Consider the following 19,527-nt stretch of genomic DNA (forward strand, 5'->3'; position numbering starts at 1 on the left):
GGATGCGCGCCCGGAGGGCCGGGACGCCGCCGCGACACGGGGTATCGTCGCGGCGGTGGCCCGGCGCGGTTGGGCACGGTCGTATCGTGCCCTACCGCGCGCGCAGCCCGGCCCGGAGCGCAGCGGAGGGACACGCCCGAATCCGTAGTTGCTGTTCGAGCATTTCAATCGACGAGGTAGTCGTTGTGACGTCTTTCGCGGGGACGGTGGACGCGGCGCCGGAGGTGCGCACGGGGCGCTTCGGCGAGTACGGGGGGCGCTTCGTCCCCGAGACGCTGATCGCGGCTCTGGACGAGCTGACGGAGCTGTACGCGGAGGCCTCGGCCGATCCGGCGTTCTGGGAGGAGCTGGACGCCCTCTGGCGCGACTTCGTGGGGCGCCCCACGCCGCTCTACCGCGCCGCGCGGCTGGGCGAGGCGTGCGGCGGGATCACGGTGTACCTCAAGCGCGAGGACCTGAACCACACCGGCGCGCACAAGATCAACAACTCGCTCGGCCAGGTGCTGCTGGCGCGCAAGATGGGCAAGCGCCGCATCATCGCCGAGACGGGCGCCGGGCAGCACGGGGTGGCCACGGCCACGGCGTGCGCGCTCTTCGGGCTGGACTGCATCGTCTACATGGGCGAGGAGGACGTGCGGCGCCAGGCGCTCAACGTCTACCGCATGAACCTGCTGGGCGCGGAGGTGCGCCCGGTCTCCAGCGGCACGCGCACCCTCAAGGACGCCACCAACGAGGCGATCCGCGACTGGGTGACCAACGTGGCCGACACGCACTACATCATCGGCTCCGTCGTCGGCCCCGACCCCTACCCGCGCATGGTGCGCGACTTCCAGTCGGTGATCGGCCGCGAGGCGCGCGAGCAGGTCCTGGCCGTCGAGGGGCGCCTTCCCGCCGCGGTGGTCGCCTGCGTGGGCGGCGGGTCGAACGCGATCGGGATGTTCCACCCCTTCGTCGAGGACCGCGGCGTCGAGCTGGTCGGCGTGGAGGCGGCGGGGGAGGGGGTGGAGACGGGGCACCACGCGGCCACGCTCACGCACGGGCGGCCCGGGGTGCTGCACGGCTGCCTCAGCTACCTCCTCCAGGACGAGCACGGGCAGGTGGCGCCGGCGCACTCGGTCTCGGCGGGGCTCGACTACCCGGGCGTGGGGCCGGAGCACTCGTTCCTGAAGGACAGCGGCCGCGCCCGCTACACCTCGGTCACCGACGCGGAGGCGCTGGACGCCTTCGCCCGGTTGGCGCGGCTGGAGGGGATCATCCCCGCGCTCGAGTCGGCGCACGCCATCGCCTTCCTGCTGCGCGAGGGGGCGCGCTGGAAGGACGCCGGCCCCGTCGTGGTCTGCCTGAGCGGCCGCGGCGACAAGGACGTGGCCCAGGTGGCCGCGATGGGGGTCTGAGAGGGGGCCCGCACGACCACAACGCTGTCATCCTGAGGGCGCACGCACCGAAGCCGCGTCTGCGCAAGAGCTTGTGCGCCCGAAGGATCTGCGGGCGGGGACTCGCGCGTCTGCCGGGCTCACGCTCGGACCCGACCCGCAGATCCTTCAGTCGCCGCCAGGCATCCGCGTTCGAAGAGGTTCTGCGCGGCGGCTCCTTCAGGATGACAGCGTCGGGGATCGAAAGTGTAGACCCTTTTCGCCCCGCTGCGAATGGCACTGAGACGCCTTGCCGTAGCAGAGGGTGAGTTTTGGACGCCCGGCGGCCGCCGCGGCACAGAAAAGCATTGTCGGGGCGGCGCTTAGGCGTTAACATCCTTGGCGTCCCTCCGCCGGTACCGTCCCTCCGCCACATGACCGACTCCACACTCCATCCGCTGCTGGACCCACCCTCCGCCCCCGGCGCGCCCGCCGCGGGCGAGGAGCTGCGCGTGGAGGTGCAGGAGGTCGCGCGCGGGCTGGCCAAGGCGCTGCGCACGCACCTCCTCTACGAGGGGAGCAGCCCCGCCCTCGACCGCTTCCTGGAGCAGCTCACGCAGGGCATGCGCGCGCTCTGGCGGAAGAAGCCCTCCGTCACCCTCGCCGTCGAGGAGCGCGAGCTGCTCTGGGAGGGGCTCCCCGTCTACCACGGCGAGGACCGCGACAGCCTGGCCTTCCTCCTCTACCGCGACGGCGTGCGCGAGATCTCGCTCTACCGCGGCTTCGAGGACGAGGAGCTGGGGGTCCTGATCGACCTGCTGGTGCGGGTGCACAGGGCGCGCGGCGAGGAGCAGGAAGACCTGCTGACGCTGTTCTGGGACCACGACTGGAGCCACTTCCGCTACCGCTACGTGGAGCCGCTGGCCGAGGGCGCCGTGCTCCCGGCGAAGTCGGAGGAGGCGCCGGGCCCGATCCAGGTGCGCGAGGAGGTGGAGGCGGCCGCCGTCGCCACGGTGTCGCCCGACGACTTCCAGGGGGCGCTCTACTTCCTGGACGCGGCGGAGCTCAGGCGGCTGGAGGACGAGCTGCAGCGCGAGATGCGGCGCGACCTGTGGACGGGGGTGCTGGACGCGCTCTTCGACCGGCTGGAGGACGGCGCGCCGCTCAGGCAGGAGCAGGCGGTGGGGATCCTCTCCGACGTGCTGCCGACGCTCCTGGGCGCGGGGAAGCTGGACCTGGCGGCGCGCGTGCTGGGCGAGCTGGTGCAGATCGCCACCGGCGGCCGCCGCATGCCGGCGCCGGTGATGCGCAGCTTACGCACGCTCTTCGAGCAGCTGGCCCGCCCCGAGACGGTGGAGGAGCTGGTGCGCACGGTGGAGCAGGCGGGCCCGCTCATCTCCGAGCAGTCGCTGGGGGCGCTACTGACGTACTTCCCCCCCGACGCGCTGGCGCCGCTGCTGAAGGCGGGGGAGACCAGCGCCTCGCCGGCCGTGCGCCGCACCGTGCTGGCCGCCGCCGAGCGCCTGGCCGACGCCGCCCGCGAGCACGCCGCCGCCCTGGCGCGCGACGCCGACCCGGCGGTGGCCGGCGGTGCCGCGCGCATCCTGGGGCGGCTGCGCGTCGCGGGCGCGGCGGCGGACATCGCGCGGCTGCTGCAGCGCCCCGAGCCGGCGCTCCGGCTCACCGCGGTGGAGGCGCTGGCGGAGCTGCGCTCGCCCAACGCGGCCGGGGCGCTGGAGGCGGCGCTGGACGACGCCGAGCGCGAGGTGCGCGTGGGCGCGGCGCGGGCGCTCGCCGCGCTGCGCTACGCGCCCGCGAAGGCGAAGCTGGAGGCGGCGCTCGACTCCAAGCGGCTGCGCGAGGCGGAGCTCTCCGAGCGGATCGCCTTCTTCGAGGCGTACGGCGCGCTCGCCGGGGCCGAGGGGGTGCCGCTCCTGGAGCGCACGCTGAACGGCAAGAGCTGGCTCGGCCGGCGCGAAAGTGCCGAGATGCGGGCGTGCGCGGCGCTGGGGCTGGGCAGGATCCCCCACCCCGCGGCGGAGAAGGCCTTGAACGCCGCCGCGGCGGACCCCGACCCCGTGGTGAGGAGCGCCGTGGGGCGCGCGCTCAAGGCGGTGCGCCAATGAGCGTCGACGCCACCCTCCCCCAGGCGGCCGAGGCACCGCGCCCGGGCGCGGTGCCGCTTTCCTCCGGCGACGACCGGGGGCTGCAGCGCAAGGGGCGCGAGCTCCTCTTCGCGCTGGCCGCGGCGCTCCGGGCGCTGCAGCTCTACCCGCTGGAGAACCAGGCGGTGGGCAACGCCCTGGCCGAGCTGGACCAGGCGGCGCGGGCGCTGCTGGAGACCGAGGAGGAGATCGTGGTGCGCTTCGTGGGCGACTTCTTCTTCGTCAACGACGTGCGGCTGCGCATCGACCTGGCGAGCTACGCCACCTTCGGCTCGGTGGGGCGCGCCCTCTCGCGCCACCGCATCGGCCAGGTGGAGGTGTTCCGCGGGGTGGAGACGGTGGAGTGGACGGCGCTCCTCTCGCTGGTGAACGCCGAGCCCGACCCCGAGGACCCCTTCGGCGGCTTCTTCGACCGGCTGGGGAGGACGGCCGTGCTGCACCTGTCGGTGGGCGCCGACCGCGACAGCGAGCTCGACAGCAGGGACGACGACGCCCGCCAGCTGGCCCGGCGCACCTACGCGCAGACGGTGGCGGTGGCGCGCGAGGCGATGACGGGCCTGAGGATGGGCAAGGGGGTGAGCCTGCGGCCGGTGAAGCGCGCCGTGCAGTCGATCGTGGACCAGGTGCTCACCAACGAGACCTCGATCGTGGGGCTCACCACGCTGCGCGACTACGACGAGTACACCTTCACCCACTCGGTGAACGTGTGCATCTTCTCGGTGGCGCTGGGGAAGAAGCTGGGCTTCGACAAGCACCAGCTGTACGAGCTGGGGCTGGGGGCGCTGCTGCACGACGTCGGCAAGGTGCGCATGCCCTGGGAGCTGATCAACAAGACGGGCCCGCTCACCCCGGAGGAGTTCGCGGTGCTGCAGGAGCACCCCGCCGAGGGGCTGCTCTCGCTCTTCGAGATGCGCGGCCTGGCCGAGCTCCCTTTGAGGGCGATGCTGATCGCCTACGAGCACCACATGAAGGTGGACCAGACGGGGTACCCGCGCTCGGTGCGCCCGCGCGAGACCACCCTCTTCGGGCGGATCGTGGCGGTGGCCGACGGCTTCGACGCGGCCACCACCAAGCGCAGCTACCAGGCGCAGCCCTGGACGCCCGACCGGGTGCTGCGCGAGATGCGCGACAACCCGCAGCGCGGCTTCGACCCGCTGGTGGTGAAGGCGTTCATCAGCATGACGGGGATCTATCCCGTGGGGAGCGTGGTGATCCTGGACTCGTTCGAGCTGGCGGTGGTCGTGGCGCCCAACCCCAACCCCGAGCAGCTGCACCAGCCCACGGTGAAGGTGATCTACGACTCGATGGGGATCCCGCTCTCGCCGCCGCGCACCGTCGAGCTCGCCGAGATCGACCCGGCGACGGGGAAGCCGCGCCACGCCATCATCAAGACCACCGACCCGGAGCGCTACGGGATCAATGTCGGCGACTACTTCGTCTGAGCGCGCCGCCGCCCTGGCGCGGGCCTTCGCGGCGGCCGCCGCCGAGGGGCGCGCCGCCCTGGTCCCGTACGTCACCGCCGGACACCCGTCTCCCGAGGTCTTCCCCGCCGTCCTCTCCATGCTGGCCGAGGAGGGCGCGGACGTGATCGAGCTGGGCGTGCCCTTCAGCGACCCGCTGGCGGACGGGCCCACCATCCAGCGCTCGTCGTTCGAGGCGATCGCGCAGGGCGTCGACCTGCGCTGGGCGCTCGACGTGCTGGCGGACTTCCGGCGGGAGCACGACACCCCGGTGGTGCTCTTCACCTACCTGAACCCCGTGCTGCGCCACGGGGTGGACCGCTTCCTGGACGACGCCGCGCGCGCCGGGGCCGACGGGGTGCTGCTCACCGACCTCCCCGTGGGCGCCGACCCGGAGCTGGAGCGCCGCTTCGGCGAGTCGCCGCTCGACCTGATCCGGCTGGTCGCGCCCACCACGAAGCCCGAGCGGGTGCGCGAGATCGCCCGGGCGGCGCGCGGCTTCCTCTACTACGTCTCGCGCACGGGGGTCACCGGCGCGCGCGAGGAGCTGGCGGCGGGGCTCGCGCGCGAGGTGGCCGCGGTGCGCGCGGCGACCGGCGTCCCCGTGGCCGTGGGCTTCGGCGTCTCCACCCCGGAGCAGGCGGCCGAGGTGGCGCGCCTGGCCGACGGGGTGGTGGTGGGGAGCGCGCTGGTGGACCGCCTGGCGCGGGAGGGGCTGGAGGGCGCCCGCGCCTTCGTCCGGAGCCTGCGCCGCGCCACCGCCCGCGCCGCGGCCGACTGACATCGTTCTTCCTCTTGCTGGATCGTCCTTCCCCGCCGGCCGTCGTGTCGACTTCGATCTCCCCTTCCGCTTCGCGGGTGCTGGTGGCGGTGCTGCGCGTCTACGCGCGGGCGCTCCTCTACGGCGGCCTGCTGGTGCTGGGCGCCGCCTGGCTCTGGGCCCCGCCGTCGGCGGCCGGGCACCTGGCCGCGGCCGTCGGCATCCTCGCCGTGGCGGCGCTGCGCTACGGGGCCGTCCAGCTCTCCAAGTTCTCGTACGTCACCATGACGGTGGTCCCCGTCGGGGTGCTCACGCTCCTCGGCGAGCCCACCGCGGCCGTGCTCGCGGCCGGGCTCGGCACGCTGCTGGGCGACCTGGCGCGGCGCAAGGACGCCTTCCCCGCCGGGGTGAACGCGGGGCGCGAGGCGCTCGCGGCCACCGGGGCGGCGGGGGTCTACGCGCTGGTGGCGCACCTCACCGCGCTCCCCGAGGCGGCCGGGTGGGGCGGCCCGGCGCCGGCGCTCTCGGCCGAGGGGATCCCCGCGCTGGTGGCCTTCTTCCTGGCCTGGTTCGTCTTCTCGCGCGGGCTCTTCTACTTCTCGCTGGCGTACCGCGGCAAGCTGACCCCGGCGGAGTGGATGATCATCTTCCGCTACGAGGTGGTCTCGGCCGCGCTGGGGATCGTGGGGGCGCTGGCGCTGGCGGCGGCGTTCCACTTCTACGGCGGCGGGCCCGGGTGGCCGTTCATCGCGGCGTTCGTGGTGGCGGCGGGGCTCCTGGCGCGGGCGCTGGTGATGGAGGCGATCGCCTCGGAGGAGCTGCGCAAGGTGGTGGCGATGGAGGCGGTGATCGCCGCCGGGATGCCGCTGGGCGAGTCGCTCCGCCAGATCGAGCAGCTGGCTGCGCGGCTGGTGGAGTGGAGCTGGCTGCACATCTACGCCGGCCCGCCCGAGCGCCTGGTCTCCATCTACCCGCCCTCGGGCCCCGGCGCGCTCCCCGGCGTGGACGGGCTGCGCGCCCGGGCGGCCGGGGCCGAGGAGGCCACGCTGGTGCCGGACGCCCGGCGCGACCCGCGCGTGGGCGGCGTGGGCGAGGGGGTGCGCTCGCTGGTGCTGCAGCCCCTGCGCTACGGCCGGCTCCCGCTGGGGGTGCTGGAGATCGCCCACCACCGGCCCCGGACGTACGGGCCGAACGAGGTGCGGCTGATCGAGCGCTTCGCCCGGCAGGTGGCGCTGGCGCTGCAGCTGGACGCGCTGGTGCGGCCGATGACGGTGAGCGCGCGGGAGATGGAGGAGGAGCTGCGCGAGCTGGGCGCGCGCCTCTCCGAGCTGCGGGCGAGCGGCCAGGGGGTGGCGGCGCACTCGGCGCAGATCGGCGAGCGGATCGAGGACCAGGGGCGCCGCACCGCGCGCGGGCTGGAGGCCACCGCCGCCCTGGCCGCGTCGGCCGCCGAGACCGCGGCCGACGCGGCGCGCTCGGCCGGCTCCAGCCGCGACGCGGGGCGCCTGGCGGCCGAGAACCGCGCGGCGATGCGCGAGGCGATCGAGCGGCTGGTGGCGCTGCGCGACTTCGTGGACGAGGAGGCGCGCGACCTGGCCGAGGCGGCCGCGTCGTCGGACCGCATCTCCGAGGTGGTGGCCAGCATCCACGAGATCGCCGACCAGACCAACCTGCTGGCGCTGAACGCGGCGATCGAGGCGGCGCGCGCGGGCGAGCACGGCCGCGGCTTCGCGGTGGTGGCCGACGAGGTGCGCAAGCTGGCCGACAGCAGCGCGCGGGCGGCGCTCGAGGCGCGGGAGATGGTGGACGCGGTGCGGGCGCAGATGTCGGCCGTGGTGGGGCGGATGGAGCAGGGGGCCAGCCGCGTGGCGGGCGTGGGCGACCTCTCGCGCACGGCGCTGGAGTCGGTGGACCGCATCGTGGCCGCGGCGGCCGAGTCGGCCGAGCTCACCGGGCGCATGGCCGAGCGCGCGGGCGAGCAGGAGGCGCGCCTGGCCGCCGTGCGCGACGAGATCGCCGCCGTCTCGCTGATCGCCGAGCAGAACGGCGAGGAGGCGGGGCTGGTGGCCGAGGCCGCGCGCGCCCAGGCCGAGACGCTGGAGGAGATCGAGCGCGCGGCGGCCGCCCTGGGCGAGGTCTCGGGCCGCCTCAACTCCTACATCGCCCGCCTCCACGCGATGACGTGAGCGGCCGGCGATGACTCCGCCGCGCCCCAACCGCCTGCGACCGCCCGCGCGCCTGCTGCTCGCGCTGGCGGTCTGCGCGCTCGGGGGGTGCGTGCCGTTCGTGCGGCGCGACCGCTACGCGGACCTCGAGCACCGGATGTTCGAGCTGGTGAACCGGCACCGCGCCGCGCGCCGCCTCCCGCCGCTGGTGTACGACCCCGTGCTGGCGGAGATCGCGCGGCGGCACAGCCTGCAGATGGCGCGGGGGAAGGCGCCGTTCGGCCACCGCGGCTTCATGGGGCGGGCGCGCGCCGTGCGCGCCCTGCGGCCGGCGGAGCGGATCTCCGAGAACGTGGCCATGAACGTCTTCGAGCGCGGCGCGTCGCCGGTGATGGCGGTCAAGGGCCTGGTGGGCAGCCGCAAGCACCGCCGCAACCTCGAGGGCGACTACGCGCTCACCGGCGTCGGCGTGGCGCGCGGCCCGGACGGCGCCTTCTACTACACGCAGCTCTTCGTGCGCTGATGTCCGACTGCGTCTTCTGCCGCATCCTCGCGGGCGAGCTGCCCGTGAGCTGGGTCCACCGCGGCGAGCGGTGCGTGGCGCTCATGGACATCCAGCCCGTCAATCCCGGCCACGTGCTGGTGATCCCGGTCGAGCACGCCGTCTCCCTAACGGACGTGCCGCCGGAGACCGCGGGGGAGATGATGCGGATCGCCCGGCGCGTGGCGGCCGCGCTCCCCGCGAGCGGCCTGCGCTGCGAGGGCGTCAACCTGTTCCTGGCCGACGGCGAGGCGGCCGGGCAGGAGGTCTTCCATTCCCACCTGCACGTCATCCCGCGCTGGCGCGGCGACGCGTTCGTCCTGCGCTTCGGCCCGCGCGACCGCGAGTTCCCCGCCCGCGCCGCCCTCGACGTCGCGGCCGAAGCCATCCGCCGGAAACTGAATTGAGCCCGGTGCTGGTCGCAGAGAACGAGCCCATGGTGCGGGGTCGCCCCGGGGCCTGACGTCATGCCATTGTGCAGAGGATCGTTCGGGATCGAGATCCGCAACTGAATGTCTCATACCTGGTGCGGCTCATCACGCACGTCTCCTTCGCGGCCAGCACCGAGGAGACGCGGCCGATATCACACGGAGTCAACGGAGTTAACGGAGGAACGGCAAAGGGGTTTCTCCGTTGACTCCGTTAACTCCGTGTGAGGCCCTTCCGCAGTAAAATCGGATCCAGAAGTAATCCCCCCGCTGACGGTGCCGATCCGCCGGCCCGCGTCCCGCGCCACGATTCCCCTTGCGCGGATGATTGTCAAACGACTATAGTATTTTTGACTATAGACGAAAGGTCACCGTGCGCGACGCGCGAGCGTTCCTGCCCCTCAAGCCCGCCGAGCTGATGATCCTCACCGTCCTGTCCGGCGGCGACAGGCACGGCTACGGCATCCGCCAGGACATCCTCGAACAGACCGGCGGGCAGATCGAGATCGAGGCCGGGCACCTGTACCGGCACATCAGGAGCCTCGCGGACGACGGCCTGGTGGCCGAAGCCCCCGCGCCGCCCGGGGAGACCGACGAGCGGCGCATCTACTACCGCCTCACCCCCATGGGCAGGCGCGTCCTCGCGGCCGAGATGCAGCGGCTGCGCGAGCTGGTGCGGCTGGCGGAGGCGCGCGGCATCCTGGCGCCGGCGGGCCCATGAAGCTCATCGACCTCCTCCTCCGGCTCTACCCGGAGGAGTTCCGCGCCCGCTTCGGGCGGGAGATCCGCGCCTTCCACGAGCAGCGCGTCCGCGAGCGGCGCCCCCGCTGGGCCCGCATCGTCGCCGACCACGTCACCTCGGCCCTGGCGGAGCAGATGCACTCGATCGGCCCCGACGTCCGCTACGCCCTGCGCGGCATCGCGCGCCGCCCCGCATTCGCGGCCGTCGTCATCCTCACCATCGCGCTCGGCGTCGGCGCCAACGCCGCGATCTTCAGCGTGATCAACGCCGTCCTCCTCCGCCCCCTGCCGTACCCGCGGGCGGACCGGCTGGTGTCGTTCGGCCACGAGCCGCCGCAGTGGCTCGTCTCCGAGCCGCAGTACGCCGAGTACCGGAGCTACCTGCGCTCGTTCGCGTCGCTCGCGGCGTTCACCACGGGCGAGGGCACCCTGGCCACGGCGGAAGATCCCGAGCGCATCGCGACGGCGCAGGTGACGCCCGACTTCTTCGCCACGCTGGGAGTGGCGCCCGCGCTCGGCCGGACCTTCGCGCCCGGCGAGGACGCCGTGCGCCCCGCGGCCGTGGTCGTCCTGAGCCACGAGCTCTGGCAGCGGCGCTTCGGCGGCCGCGCGGGCATCGTCGGGCAGACGCTCACCCTCAACGGGCTCCCGCGCACAGTCGTCGGCGTCATGCCGGAGCGCTTCGACTACCCGTCGCGCGAGACGCAGCTCTGGCTCCCGATCTGCTCCCAGCGCGCGTGCACGCCGTTCGGGCAGCTCACGGCCGACAGCCTCGACGGCTGGGCGAACCACTACCTGTCGCTGGTGGGGCGCATCCGCCCCGGCGCCAGCGTCGCCCGGGCGCGGGCCGAGGCGGCGGGGATCGCGCGGCGGATCATGCGCGAGCACCCGGACAACTTCGACCCGGCCACGCCGCTCGCCCCGAAGATCGTGGCCGTGCGCGACCAGCTGGTGGGGCCGGCGCGGCCGTACCTGGTCGCGCTCATGGGGGCGGTGGGGTTCGTGCTCCTCATCGTCTGCGCCAACGTGGCCAACCTGCTGCTCGCGCGCGGCGAGGGGCGGCGGCGCGAGCTGGCCGTGCGGCTGGCGCTCGGCGCGTCGCGGCGGCGGCTGGCGACGCAGCTCCTCACGGAGTGCGGCGTGTTCGCGCTCGCCGGCGGGGCCGCCGGGCTGGCGCTCGCCTGGGGCGGCAGCCGCGTGCTGGTGGCGCTCGCGCCGGCGTCGCTCCCGCGGCTCGACGAGGTCCGCGTCGACTGGATCGTCGTCGCGTTCGCCCTCGCCGTATCGCTCCTGGCGGCGCTGCTGTTCGGGGTGGTGCCGGCGCTCAGGGCCGCGGGCGAGGAGCCCGCCGACTCGCTCCGGGCGGCGGGGAAGGGGAGCGCGCAGCAGGCGCGCTCCGGCCGCGCGCGGCAGGTCCTGGTGGTGGCGGAGGTGGCGCTCGCGATGGTCCTCCTGAGCGGGGCGGGGATGCTGGTGCGCAGCCTGGTGCACCTGCACGACTCCGACGTGGGGTTCACCCCGGGCGGCGCGCTCACCGCGAAGGTGTCGCTGGACGCCAGCCGGTACGACGACGCGCGGACGCAGCTCTTCTACTCCCAGGTGCTCGAGCGCGTGCGCGCGGTCCCGGGCGTGCGGGCGGCGGGCGCGGCGCGCTGGCTCCCGGTGGTGGACGCCGGCGGGCTGTGGGACATCCGCGTGGAGGGGAAGACGTTCCCCCCGGCGCAGGGGCCCGTGGCCGTGCCGCAGGAGGTCACCCCGGGGTACTTCGCCGCCATGGGGATGCCCGTCGCGGCGGGGCGCGACTTCACGGAGCACGACCGCGCGGGGGCGCCGCCGGTGGCCGTGGTCAGCCGGTCGTTCGCGCGCCGCTACTGGCCGGGCGAGGACCCGCTGGGGCGGCGCTTCCGGCTGGGGGGCCTCGACTCGGCGTGGGTCGCCGTGGTGGGCGTGGTGAGCGACATCCGCGCGCGCGGGTTCACCGACGAGCCGGAGCCCACGATGTACTTCCCGCACGCCCAGGCGGCCACGAGCAGCTACTTCGTGCCGCGGACCATGTCGCTGGTGGTGCGCACGAGCGGCGACCCGGCGCGCGTGGCGAACCCGGTGCGCGCCGCGGTGCGGGCGCTGGACCCGATGGTGCCCGTCTCGAGCGTGCGCACGCTCGAGGCCGTCGTCGGCACGGCGACGGCGGACCGGCGCTTCACCACGGGGCTGATCGCGGGGTTCGCGGCGCTCGCGATGGTGCTGGCGGGGATCGGGATCTACGGGGTGATCAGCTACGCCGTCTCCGAGCGCACCTTCGAGATCGGCGTGCGGATGGCGCTCGGCGCGGAGAAGGGGGCCGTCCTCGCGCTCGTGATGCGCGACGGGGCGCGGCTCGCGCTGGCCGGGGTCGCGCTCGGCGCCGCCGGGTCGGTGGCGCTGGCGCGCGGCATCCGCTCGCTGCTGGTCGGCGTGCCGGCGGTGGACGTCGCGACGCTGCTCGCGGTCGGCGCGCTGCTCGGCGCCGTGGCCGCGCTGGCGTCGCTGCTGCCGGCCCGCCGCGCGACCGCCGTCAGCCCGACCGAGGCGCTGCGCGGCGGGACCTGACGCGCGCGTCAGGCGCCCGGCTCGCGGCCGGGGACCGGGCGGCGGCGTCATTCTGGAGAAAGTTTGCTGACGATCCGAGCGCACTCGTCGAAGCACAGACGCAGTGTTGCCTGGATCTCGGCGTCCGTGAGTGGTTTGAGCAGACGAAGCGGGAAGAGTGAAAGGAGGGGCTTGTCCATCGCACGAGCGAATCCCTGGCCGACGTACCGGGCGTCGATTCCGGGATCGATCAGGATCAGGTCGTCGAGCAGAGTGCGGAACCGGGTACGCAGGAGGGTTTCGTCGACTGGCTCATTACCGGCGGGGCGGTGCAGGATCGCGTGCAGATCCACGTAATCGCGTGCCTCGAACCGGTCGCAGAGCGCGTGCAGCTTCCCCGCGCAGACGTCACGGAAAGACGCGATTCCAATCCCCTCCTCGGTAGGCTCAATCGATTCGAGCAGGAATGGTGAGGTAGCAGCGAAGTCCACCCGCACTCCAGTCGCTTCGCCGCCGTCACGCTCGCGGGCGATGAAACGAGCGAAACCCGCCGTCTGTGGCCCGGCAACCTCAAAGTCCACCCCCTCACGCGCGAGCTCGTCTCGCACCCGCTCACCGAGCGCTCGCGCGTTCAGCGTCAGTCCTCCGAAGACGTCCAGATCCTCCGACTGGCGATGGCTCAGATAGAAGGCCGCGAGCGCCGTACCGCCGTCCAGCCGAAGATCCGGCACCTCCGTCGCATCATTGGCGCGCGCAACCGCTCGCAACACCTGAACGTGCAACTCACCGATAACTTCAGGATCGTGCCTAAGCACGGGCGGCTCGCCGGGACTTTTCCGCGCGCCGGAACTCCAGAACACGGCTCCAGAACAGGCGCGTGTGCTCGGGAATGACCAGTTCGGGAAGTTGACGTTCCAGCACGTCGAACGGGACGAGGTCGAAGATGGCCTTCAGACTTCCTTCCCGCAGGAGACGGGCGACGATCATGGGGTGATCGGCCAGGATCGGCTCCTCCGGCTTCATGTCCCAGAACAGCTCCGGGTAGTCGCCGTACCGCGGCGGGTCGTGCGTGTCCTTTCGCTCAGCCGTGCTCGCCATCTGCGTTCGTCCGCGCTGAAGGTCCGGTCGTGCGCAGCCTGAATCTGTGTGCGAAAGCCGCGCCGGCTCAAGTCTCCCGCAGCCGCTCCTCGATGGCGGGGTCCGGCTCGACGAAGACCGTCTTCGCCTGGAGGAGGGTGACGCGGCCGGGCGGGGCGCCGCGGGGCTTGCGAACGTACCTGCGGCGCGTCCAGTCCACGGCCACGGTGCCCGACGAGCGCGCCTTGCTGTGCAGCGCCGCCAGCACCGCCGCCTCCTCCAGGTCGCGCGCGGGCGGCGCGCCCTCGCCCGCCCAGCGCAGCACCACGTGCGAGCCCGGCACGGAGCGCGCGTGCAGCCACACGTCGCCGGGCGCCGCGTGGCCGAAGGTGAGCCGGTCGTTGTCCTTCGAGGTGCGCCCCACGCGCACCTCCAGCCCGCCCGAGGTGCGGTAGACGCGGAACGGCTTCCGCGCTTCCGGCGCCGCCTGCGCCCGCGGCTCGCGCGCCTCCGCCCGCCCGAGCGCCGCCTCCACCCACTGCGGCGCCTCGCCCGCCTCCAGCGCGCGCACCGCCCCGTCCCAGCGCGCCGCCTCGGCCTCCGCGCGCTCGATCAGCCCCGGCAGGCGCTCCTCGGCGCGGGCGCGGCGGCGCGCCTCCTCATACCAGCGCTCCGCGTTCTCGTGCGGGCGCAGCGCCGGGTCGAGCGGCACCTCCACCTCGCCGCCGTCGAAGCCGGGGAGCGTGACGACGGCCGCGCCCGCCGGCACCAGGTGCAGGTGCGCCAGGAGCAGGTCGCCGCGCGCGCGCAGCCGCTCCGCCTCGCCCACGCCGGCGCGCTCCGCGTGCAGCCGCTCCACCCGGCGCCGCGCCCCCTCCAGCCGCCTGCGCGCCCGCTCCAGCAGCCCCGTGCGGTCCCGCGCCGCCGCGTCCTCCTCCCCGGCTTCCGCGACCGCATCCATCGCCGCCAGCAGGGAAGGGAAGCAGCGGGACGGAATCCCCTCCAGCGGCGCGGGATACGGCTGCGGCCCGCCCTTCGCTTCCAGCAGCACCGGCTCCGCGTCCGTCCCCGACGCCAGCGCCCACCAGCGCGCGAACGCCCGCTCCAGCGCCTCGCGGTCGTCCGACGCCGCCGCGTCCCCCAGCAGGGCGGCGGCGTTGACGGGGCTCGTCCCCGCGAAGCCCCGCAGCAGCTCGCCGCGCCGCTCGGCCGGGGGGAGCGGTCCCAGGCGCGCCATCCACTCGTCGCGCGCCACCTCGCGCGCGTGCCCCTGCGCGCCGAAGCGCCGCTGCGGCTCCGGCGGGCGGTAGACCTCGCCGGTGCGCAGCACGCGCCCGCCCGCCTCGCGCGCGCGCAGGACGGAAACGATGCGCCGGTCGTCGCCGTCCACCAGCAGCGCGTTCCACTGGTTGGTGTGCAGCTCGACGACCAGCGAGCGCGTCCCCCCGCGGAAGCGCCCCCCCTCGTGCAGGTCGACGCGCAGCATCCGCTCGTCGGGCGGCGCGCCCACCCGGACGATCCGCGCCGTCATCTCCCCGGGAGGCACTTTCGCACTCTCGCACTCTCGCACTTTCGCACTCAGCACCCGGATCCACCCCCGCGCCGGGTGCAGGTCGAACCGCAGGCACTCCCCCCGGTCCAGGAAGAGCGTCGCGGAGAGGTCGCGGTCGAAGACGGGCGAGGGGTGCGCGAGGCGGCCGGCCAGGCGCGCGTGCAGCTCGGCGGCCAGCGCGCGGACGAGGGGCGGGTCGTAGCGGACGGCGTTTGACACGCCTGCAAAGTCTGGTTACGTTACCGGCACGTCAACCCGCTGACACGGACATTGTGTGCGGCCCGGCGGCGCCTGGAAGGCCGGGCCCGGAGAAACGGGAAAATGTCCACAGAGCGCGGGAATGGCGTCCGGAGGGTCGGTGTGTCCGACCTCCGGGAGATGAAGCGGCGTGGAGAGAAGATCGCCGCGCTGACCGCATACGACTACCTCTTCGCCAAGCTCGTTGACGGCGCGGGGGTAGACGTCGTGCTGGTCGGAGACTCCCTCGGGCAGGTGGTGCTCGGCCTCGACACCACGCTGCCCGTCACCCTGGGCGACATGATCCACCACGCGCGGGCCGTCCGCCGCGGGGTGGAGCGCGCCCTGCTCGTCGTCGACCTCCCCTTCCTCACCTACCAGGTCTCGCGCGAGGAGGCCGTCCGCAACGCGGGCCGCGTCCTGCAGGAGACCGGCGCCGCCGCCGTCAAGCTCGAGGGCGGCTCCCCCGACATCGCCGAGACCGTCCGCACCCTGGTGCAGGTCGGCATCCCCGTCATGGGGCACGTCGGCTACACCCCGCAGTCGGTGAACGTCCTGGGCGTGAAGGTCCAGGGCCGCGAGGAGGCCGCGCGCGCCCGGCTGGTCGAGGAGTGCCGGCGCCTGGAGGAGGCCGGCGCCTTCTCCGTGGTGCTGGAGCTCGTCCCCGGCGCCCTCGCCGAAGAGCTCACGGCGATGCTGTCGATCCCCACCATCGGCATCGGCGCGGGGGCGGGGTGCGACGGGCAGGTGCTGGTGCTGCACGACATGCTGGGGCTGAACGTCGACTTCCGCCCGAAGTTCCTGCGCCGCTTCGCCGAGGTGGGCGAGGCGGCCGCGGCGGGGGTCGGTGCGTACGTGCGCGCCGTCAAGGACGGCGAGTACCCGGGCGCGGAGCACACCTTCGCATGAGCGTCGCGACGTTTGCAGGCGCGGCGTCGCCCGCGTCCGCGGGGCGGGAGATGCGGGTCGTCTCCACGAAGGCCGAGGTGCGCGACGCCGTCGGCCGGGTGAAGGCCGCGGGCGGCACCGTCGCGCTGGTGCCCACCATGGGGTACCTGCACGCCGGGCACCTGTCGCTGGTGGACCGCGCGCGGGAGCGGGCGGACCGGGTGGCGATGTCCATCTTCGTCAACCCGCTGCAGTTCGGGCCCAGCGAAGACCTGGCCCGCTACCCGCGCGACCTGGAGCGCGACCTGGCGCTGGCCGCCCGGCGCGGCGTGGACCTGGTCTTCACCCCCTCCGCGGCCGAGATGTACTCGGGCGGCGAGCCGCGCGTCACCGTCGTCCCCGACGAGGCGATCGCGGGGCGGCTCTGCGGCGCGTCGCGGCCCGGGCACTTCCGCGGCGTGCTCACCGTGGTGGCCAAGCTGTTCGGGATCTTCCGGCCCGACGTGGCGGTGTTCGGGCAGAAGGACTGGCAGCAGGCCGCCCTCATCCGCCGCATGGTGGACGACCTCGACATGGGGCTCGAGGTCGACGTGGCGCCGATCGTGCGCGAGGCGGACGGCCTCGCGATGAGCTCGCGCAACGTGTACCTTTCGCCCCCCGAGCGGGAGCGCGCCCTGGTGCTCTCGCGCTCGCTCCGGCGCGCGCGGGACCTCTTCGCCGCGGGAGAGACCGACGCGGCGGCGCTCGCCGCCGCGCTCTGGAGCGGGATGTCGGTTCCGGGCGTGGAGCCCGAGTACGCGGAGGTGGTGGACCCCCGCACGCTCGAGGCGGTGGTACGGGCCGTGCCCGGCGCCGTGTGCGCCGTGGCGGCCAGGGTCGGCGGGACGCGGCTGATCGACAACGCGGTCCTGCCCTGAACGAACCTGTGTGAGAGCCCAGAGGATCGACTCATGTACCGCACCATGTGCAAGTCGAAGATCCACCGGGCCACCGTGACCGGCGCGGATCTGAACTACGTGGGGTCCATCACCATCGACCCCGAGCTGATGGAGGCCGCCGACCTGCTGGAGTTCGAGCAGGTGCACGTGGTGAACGTGAACAACGGCGCGCGCTTCGAGACCTACGTGATCCCGGGGGTGCGCGGCAACGGCGAGATCTGCCTGAACGGCGCCGCCGCCCGGCTCGCCCACCCGGGCGACCGGGTGATCGTGATCAGCTACGGCCAGTACGCCGAGGAGGAGATGGAGCGCTACCGCCCCGTCTTCATCTTCGTCGACGAGCACAACCGGATCGCGCGGGACGGCCTGCGGGCGGTCGGCGCCTGAGGGATGGGGGGCTGGACGGCCGTCGCGTTCGCCCCGGCGGCGCCCGGCGCCGGCGGGCTGGGCTCGCGGCTCTCCAAGTACCTGCACCCGCTGGCCGGGCGCCCGCTCGCCTGGCACACCCTGCACGCCCTGGCGTCGCTCCGGCCGGCGCCGGGCCGCGTCCTGGTGGTCGGCGCGCCCGAGCTGGAGCCCGAGCGCTTCCCCGGCCTGGACGTCGAGGTGGAGTGCGTCGCGGCGGAGGGTGACGACGCCCGGGCGGCGCTGGGGCCGCGCCTGGCCGGCGGCGGGCCGGTGCTCGCCGTGGACGCGGCGGCGCCGGCGCTGGGGCCCGCGCTCCAGCGGCTGGTCGAGGCGCCTCCCCCGCTCTTCCTCGAAGACCCGCGGGGGAGGCCGCTCGCCGCCTGGGTCGCCGCGGCGCCGGCCGACGCGGCGCGCGGGCTGGAGGCGTTCCGCGCCGCCGTCCCGCCCGGCGCCCGACAGGTCGATCCCGACGGCTTCGTGGTGGAGAGCCGCGCCGAGCTGGCCCGCGCCACCGCGCGCGTGCGCGACCGGCTGGTGCGCGCGCTGATGGACGCCGGGGCCACCTTCCTCCTCCCCGACACCGTGCTGGTGGACGTGGACGTGCGCATCGGGCGCGACACCGTCGTCTACCCGAACGTGGTGCTCGAGGGGCAGACCACCATCGGCGACGAGACGGTGATCGGCCCCGGCTGCCGCATCGTGGACAGCTGGGTCGGGAGCGGCGTCGAGCTGAAGGGCTTCAACTACGTCTCGCACACCTCCATCCGCAACCGCGCCATCCTGGAGCCGCATGTCCGCCGCGGGTTCGACTGAGGCCGCCGGGCTCTCCCCCCTGGTCCGCGACGCCGCGGAAGGGCGCCTCCCCGACTGGGCGCGGGCGGGCCCCCGGCGGCGCGAGCACATGGGCCGCGTCGCCGCCCTGATGCGCCAGTGGGCCGGCTCGCTCGGCCTCTGCCCGGACGACGTCGCCCGCTGGGCCGCCGCCGCGTGGCTCCACGACTCCCTGCGCGACGCCGACCCCGACGAGCTGCGCCCCCTGGTGCCGGAGGAGCTCCGCGAGCTGAAGGGCAAGCTCCTGCACGGCCCCGCGGCCGCCGAGCGCCTGGCCGGCCACGCCGACCTGGAGCTGCGCGAGGCGGTGCGCTGGCACACCCTGGGCTCGCCCCGCTGGGGCCTCCTGGGGCGGGCGCTCTACCTGGCCGACTTCCTGGAGCCGGGCCGCACCTTCGCCCCCGAGTGGACCGAGTCGCTCCGGCGCCGCATGCCGGAGGAGATGGACGCCGTGCTGCGCGAGGTGGTGCGCTCGCGCGTGGCCCACGTGTCCGCGTCCGGCGCCACCCTGCACCCCGAGACCCGGGCGTTCCATGACGCGCTCGCGTAGCAGGCGCGCGGGCGGCGGGGGCCGGCTCAAGACCGTCGGCCTCTTCCTGACGCTGCTGGCGGTGGCCGCGCTGGTCGGCTCGGCCGCGTGGGCGTTCTTCGGCCGCCGCGCGGGCGCGGGCCGCGGCGCCGCCCCCAGCGTCTCCGCTCCGGCGCCGGTGGGCCGGGTGCGCGTGGAGGTGCTGAACGCCTCCGGCCGCCCCGGGCTGGCGCGCGAGGCCACGCGCATCCTGCGCGACCGCGGCTTCGACGTGGTCTCCTTCGGCAACGCGCGCGGCTTCGGTCCCGACACCTCGCAGGTGCTGGACCGCGTGGGCCGCATGGACGCCGCCCGCCAGGTGGCCGACGCGCTGGCCATCCGCCGCGTGCTGGCCCGCCCCGACTCCAACCTCTACCTCGACGCCACCGTCGTCCTGGGCCGCGACTGGCGGCAGCCCGCCCCCGATTCGACTCTCGCCGAGCCGCGGTAAGAAAAGGAGTGCGTGAGTGGGCGTGAGTGCGTTGGGACCGGAACAGTTACGGCACTAACGCACTAACGCACTAACGCACTAACGCACTAACGCACTAACGCACTTGGGTTTTGGGCGTGTCCCTCCGCTGCGCTCCGGGCCGGGCTGCGCGCGCGGTAGGGCACGATACGACCGTGCCCAACCGCGCCGGGCCTCCGCCGCGACGATACCCCGTGTCGCGGCGGCGTCCCGGCCCTCCGGGCGCGCATCCCTCACGCGAACGGCGAGGGACGGGGTACAGCCAGCCCCCACGCACCGAAGTCGCAAAGTCCACCCTCCCGAAGTTGGGAGAGGGTTGCCGCTCTAAGGCGGCGGGTGAGGGCCTCCGGGGTTGCCCCGGAGCCGGGCGCCGTGCACA

The 19,527-nt window shown here is 74.4% G+C and carries 18 protein-coding genes; 15 read left to right on the forward strand and 3 right to left on the reverse strand.

Annotated elements, in window-relative coordinates:
• The first annotated feature begins 185 nt into the window (after positions 1–185).
• The 9 genes from trpB to VF746_20795 all read left to right on the forward strand — a co-directional run bounded on the left by trpB (position 186) and on the right by VF746_20795 (position 12,201).
• The gene (trpB, locus tag VF746_20755) at positions 186–1,394 is read left to right on the forward strand and encodes a tryptophan synthase subunit beta (protein ID HEX8694870.1); all 1,209 of its coding nucleotides are present in this window, start codon (positions 186–188) and stop codon (positions 1,392–1,394) included.
• Positions 1,395–1,786: 392 nt separating this feature from the next.
• Positions 1,787–3,478, forward strand: coding sequence for a HEAT repeat domain-containing protein (locus tag VF746_20760; protein HEX8694871.1), 1,692 nt, complete (start codon positions 1,787–1,789; stop codon positions 3,476–3,478).
• Positions 3,475–4,959, forward strand: a complete 1,485-nt coding sequence (locus VF746_20765) for an HD-GYP domain-containing protein (GenBank protein HEX8694872.1) — start codon at positions 3,475–3,477, stop codon at positions 4,957–4,959. Before VF746_20760 ends, VF746_20765 begins: the two co-directional genes overlap by 4 nt.
• Positions 4,937–5,758 (forward strand): tryptophan synthase subunit alpha, encoded by an 822-nt coding sequence (gene trpA, locus VF746_20770; GenBank protein ID HEX8694873.1) that lies wholly within the window; start codon positions 4,937–4,939, stop codon positions 5,756–5,758. The genes VF746_20765 and trpA overlap by 23 nt, the downstream gene beginning before the upstream one ends.
• Positions 5,759–5,802: 44 nt before the next feature.
• Positions 5,803–7,923, forward strand: a complete 2,121-nt coding sequence (locus VF746_20775; GenBank protein HEX8694874.1) for a methyl-accepting chemotaxis protein — start codon at positions 5,803–5,805, stop codon at positions 7,921–7,923.
• Between the two features lie 10 nt (positions 7,924–7,933).
• Positions 7,934–8,425: a CAP domain-containing protein gene (locus tag VF746_20780; GenBank protein HEX8694875.1), complete on the forward strand. Its 492-nt coding sequence runs from the start codon at positions 7,934–7,936 to the stop codon at positions 8,423–8,425.
• Positions 8,425–8,850 (forward strand): HIT family protein, encoded by a 426-nt coding sequence (locus tag VF746_20785; GenBank protein ID HEX8694876.1) that lies wholly within the window; start codon positions 8,425–8,427, stop codon positions 8,848–8,850. Before VF746_20780 ends, VF746_20785 begins: the two co-directional genes overlap by 1 nt.
• A gap of 394 nt (positions 8,851–9,244) precedes the next feature.
• On the forward strand, positions 9,245–9,592 hold the full coding sequence (locus VF746_20790; protein HEX8694877.1) for a helix-turn-helix transcriptional regulator: 348 nt from the start codon (positions 9,245–9,247) through the stop codon (positions 9,590–9,592).
• On the forward strand, positions 9,589–12,201 hold the full coding sequence (locus tag VF746_20795) for an ABC transporter permease (GenBank protein ID HEX8694878.1): 2,613 nt from the start codon (positions 9,589–9,591) through the stop codon (positions 12,199–12,201). Before VF746_20790 ends, VF746_20795 begins: the two co-directional genes overlap by 4 nt.
• A gap of 47 nt (positions 12,202–12,248) precedes the next feature.
• Here the strand turns inward: VF746_20795 and VF746_20800 are convergent, their stop codons facing one another.
• From VF746_20800 to VF746_20810, 3 genes are all read right to left on the reverse strand, one after another.
• A complete protein-coding gene (locus tag VF746_20800; protein ID HEX8694879.1) occupies positions 12,249–12,995 on the reverse strand; it encodes a nucleotidyl transferase AbiEii/AbiGii toxin family protein in 747 nt (248 codons plus the stop codon).
• Positions 12,988–13,278: a hypothetical protein gene (locus VF746_20805; GenBank protein HEX8694880.1), complete on the reverse strand. Its 291-nt coding sequence runs from the start codon at positions 13,276–13,278 to the stop codon at positions 12,988–12,990. Before VF746_20805 ends, VF746_20800 begins: the two co-directional genes overlap by 8 nt.
• Positions 13,279–13,345: 67 nt before the next feature.
• Entirely contained in the window at positions 13,346–15,028 is a 1,683-nt protein-coding gene (locus VF746_20810) for an NFACT RNA binding domain-containing protein (protein ID HEX8694881.1), read from the reverse strand.
• Positions 15,029–15,169: 141 nt separating this feature from the next.
• On the opposite strand from VF746_20810, the gene panB reads away from it, so the two are divergent.
• From panB to VF746_20840, 6 genes are read left to right on the forward strand one after another with little or no spacing between them, the layout of a single operon-like run.
• Positions 15,170–15,955, forward strand: a complete 786-nt coding sequence (panB, locus tag VF746_20815; GenBank protein ID HEX8694882.1) for a 3-methyl-2-oxobutanoate hydroxymethyltransferase — start codon at positions 15,170–15,172, stop codon at positions 15,953–15,955.
• The gene (gene panC, locus VF746_20820; GenBank protein ID HEX8694883.1) at positions 15,952–16,851 is read left to right on the forward strand and encodes a pantoate--beta-alanine ligase; all 900 of its coding nucleotides are present in this window, start codon (positions 15,952–15,954) and stop codon (positions 16,849–16,851) included. The genes panB and panC overlap by 4 nt, the downstream gene beginning before the upstream one ends.
• A gap of 33 nt (positions 16,852–16,884) precedes the next feature.
• Positions 16,885–17,259 (forward strand): aspartate 1-decarboxylase, encoded by a 375-nt coding sequence (gene panD / locus VF746_20825; GenBank protein ID HEX8694884.1) that lies wholly within the window; start codon positions 16,885–16,887, stop codon positions 17,257–17,259.
• Between the two features lie 3 nt (positions 17,260–17,262).
• Positions 17,263–18,093, forward strand: a complete 831-nt coding sequence (locus tag VF746_20830) for a hypothetical protein (protein HEX8694885.1) — start codon at positions 17,263–17,265, stop codon at positions 18,091–18,093.
• Positions 18,071–18,661, forward strand: coding sequence for an HD domain-containing protein (locus VF746_20835; protein HEX8694886.1), 591 nt, complete (start codon positions 18,071–18,073; stop codon positions 18,659–18,661). The genes VF746_20830 and VF746_20835 overlap by 23 nt, the downstream gene beginning before the upstream one ends.
• The gene (locus VF746_20840) at positions 18,645–19,130 is read left to right on the forward strand and encodes a LytR C-terminal domain-containing protein (protein ID HEX8694887.1); all 486 of its coding nucleotides are present in this window, start codon (positions 18,645–18,647) and stop codon (positions 19,128–19,130) included. Before VF746_20835 ends, VF746_20840 begins: the two co-directional genes overlap by 17 nt.
• Positions 19,131–19,527 lie beyond the last annotated feature (397 nt).

This window comes from Longimicrobium sp. (assembly GCA_036389795.1).
Lineage (GTDB): Bacteria > Gemmatimonadota > Gemmatimonadetes > Longimicrobiales > Longimicrobiaceae > Longimicrobium.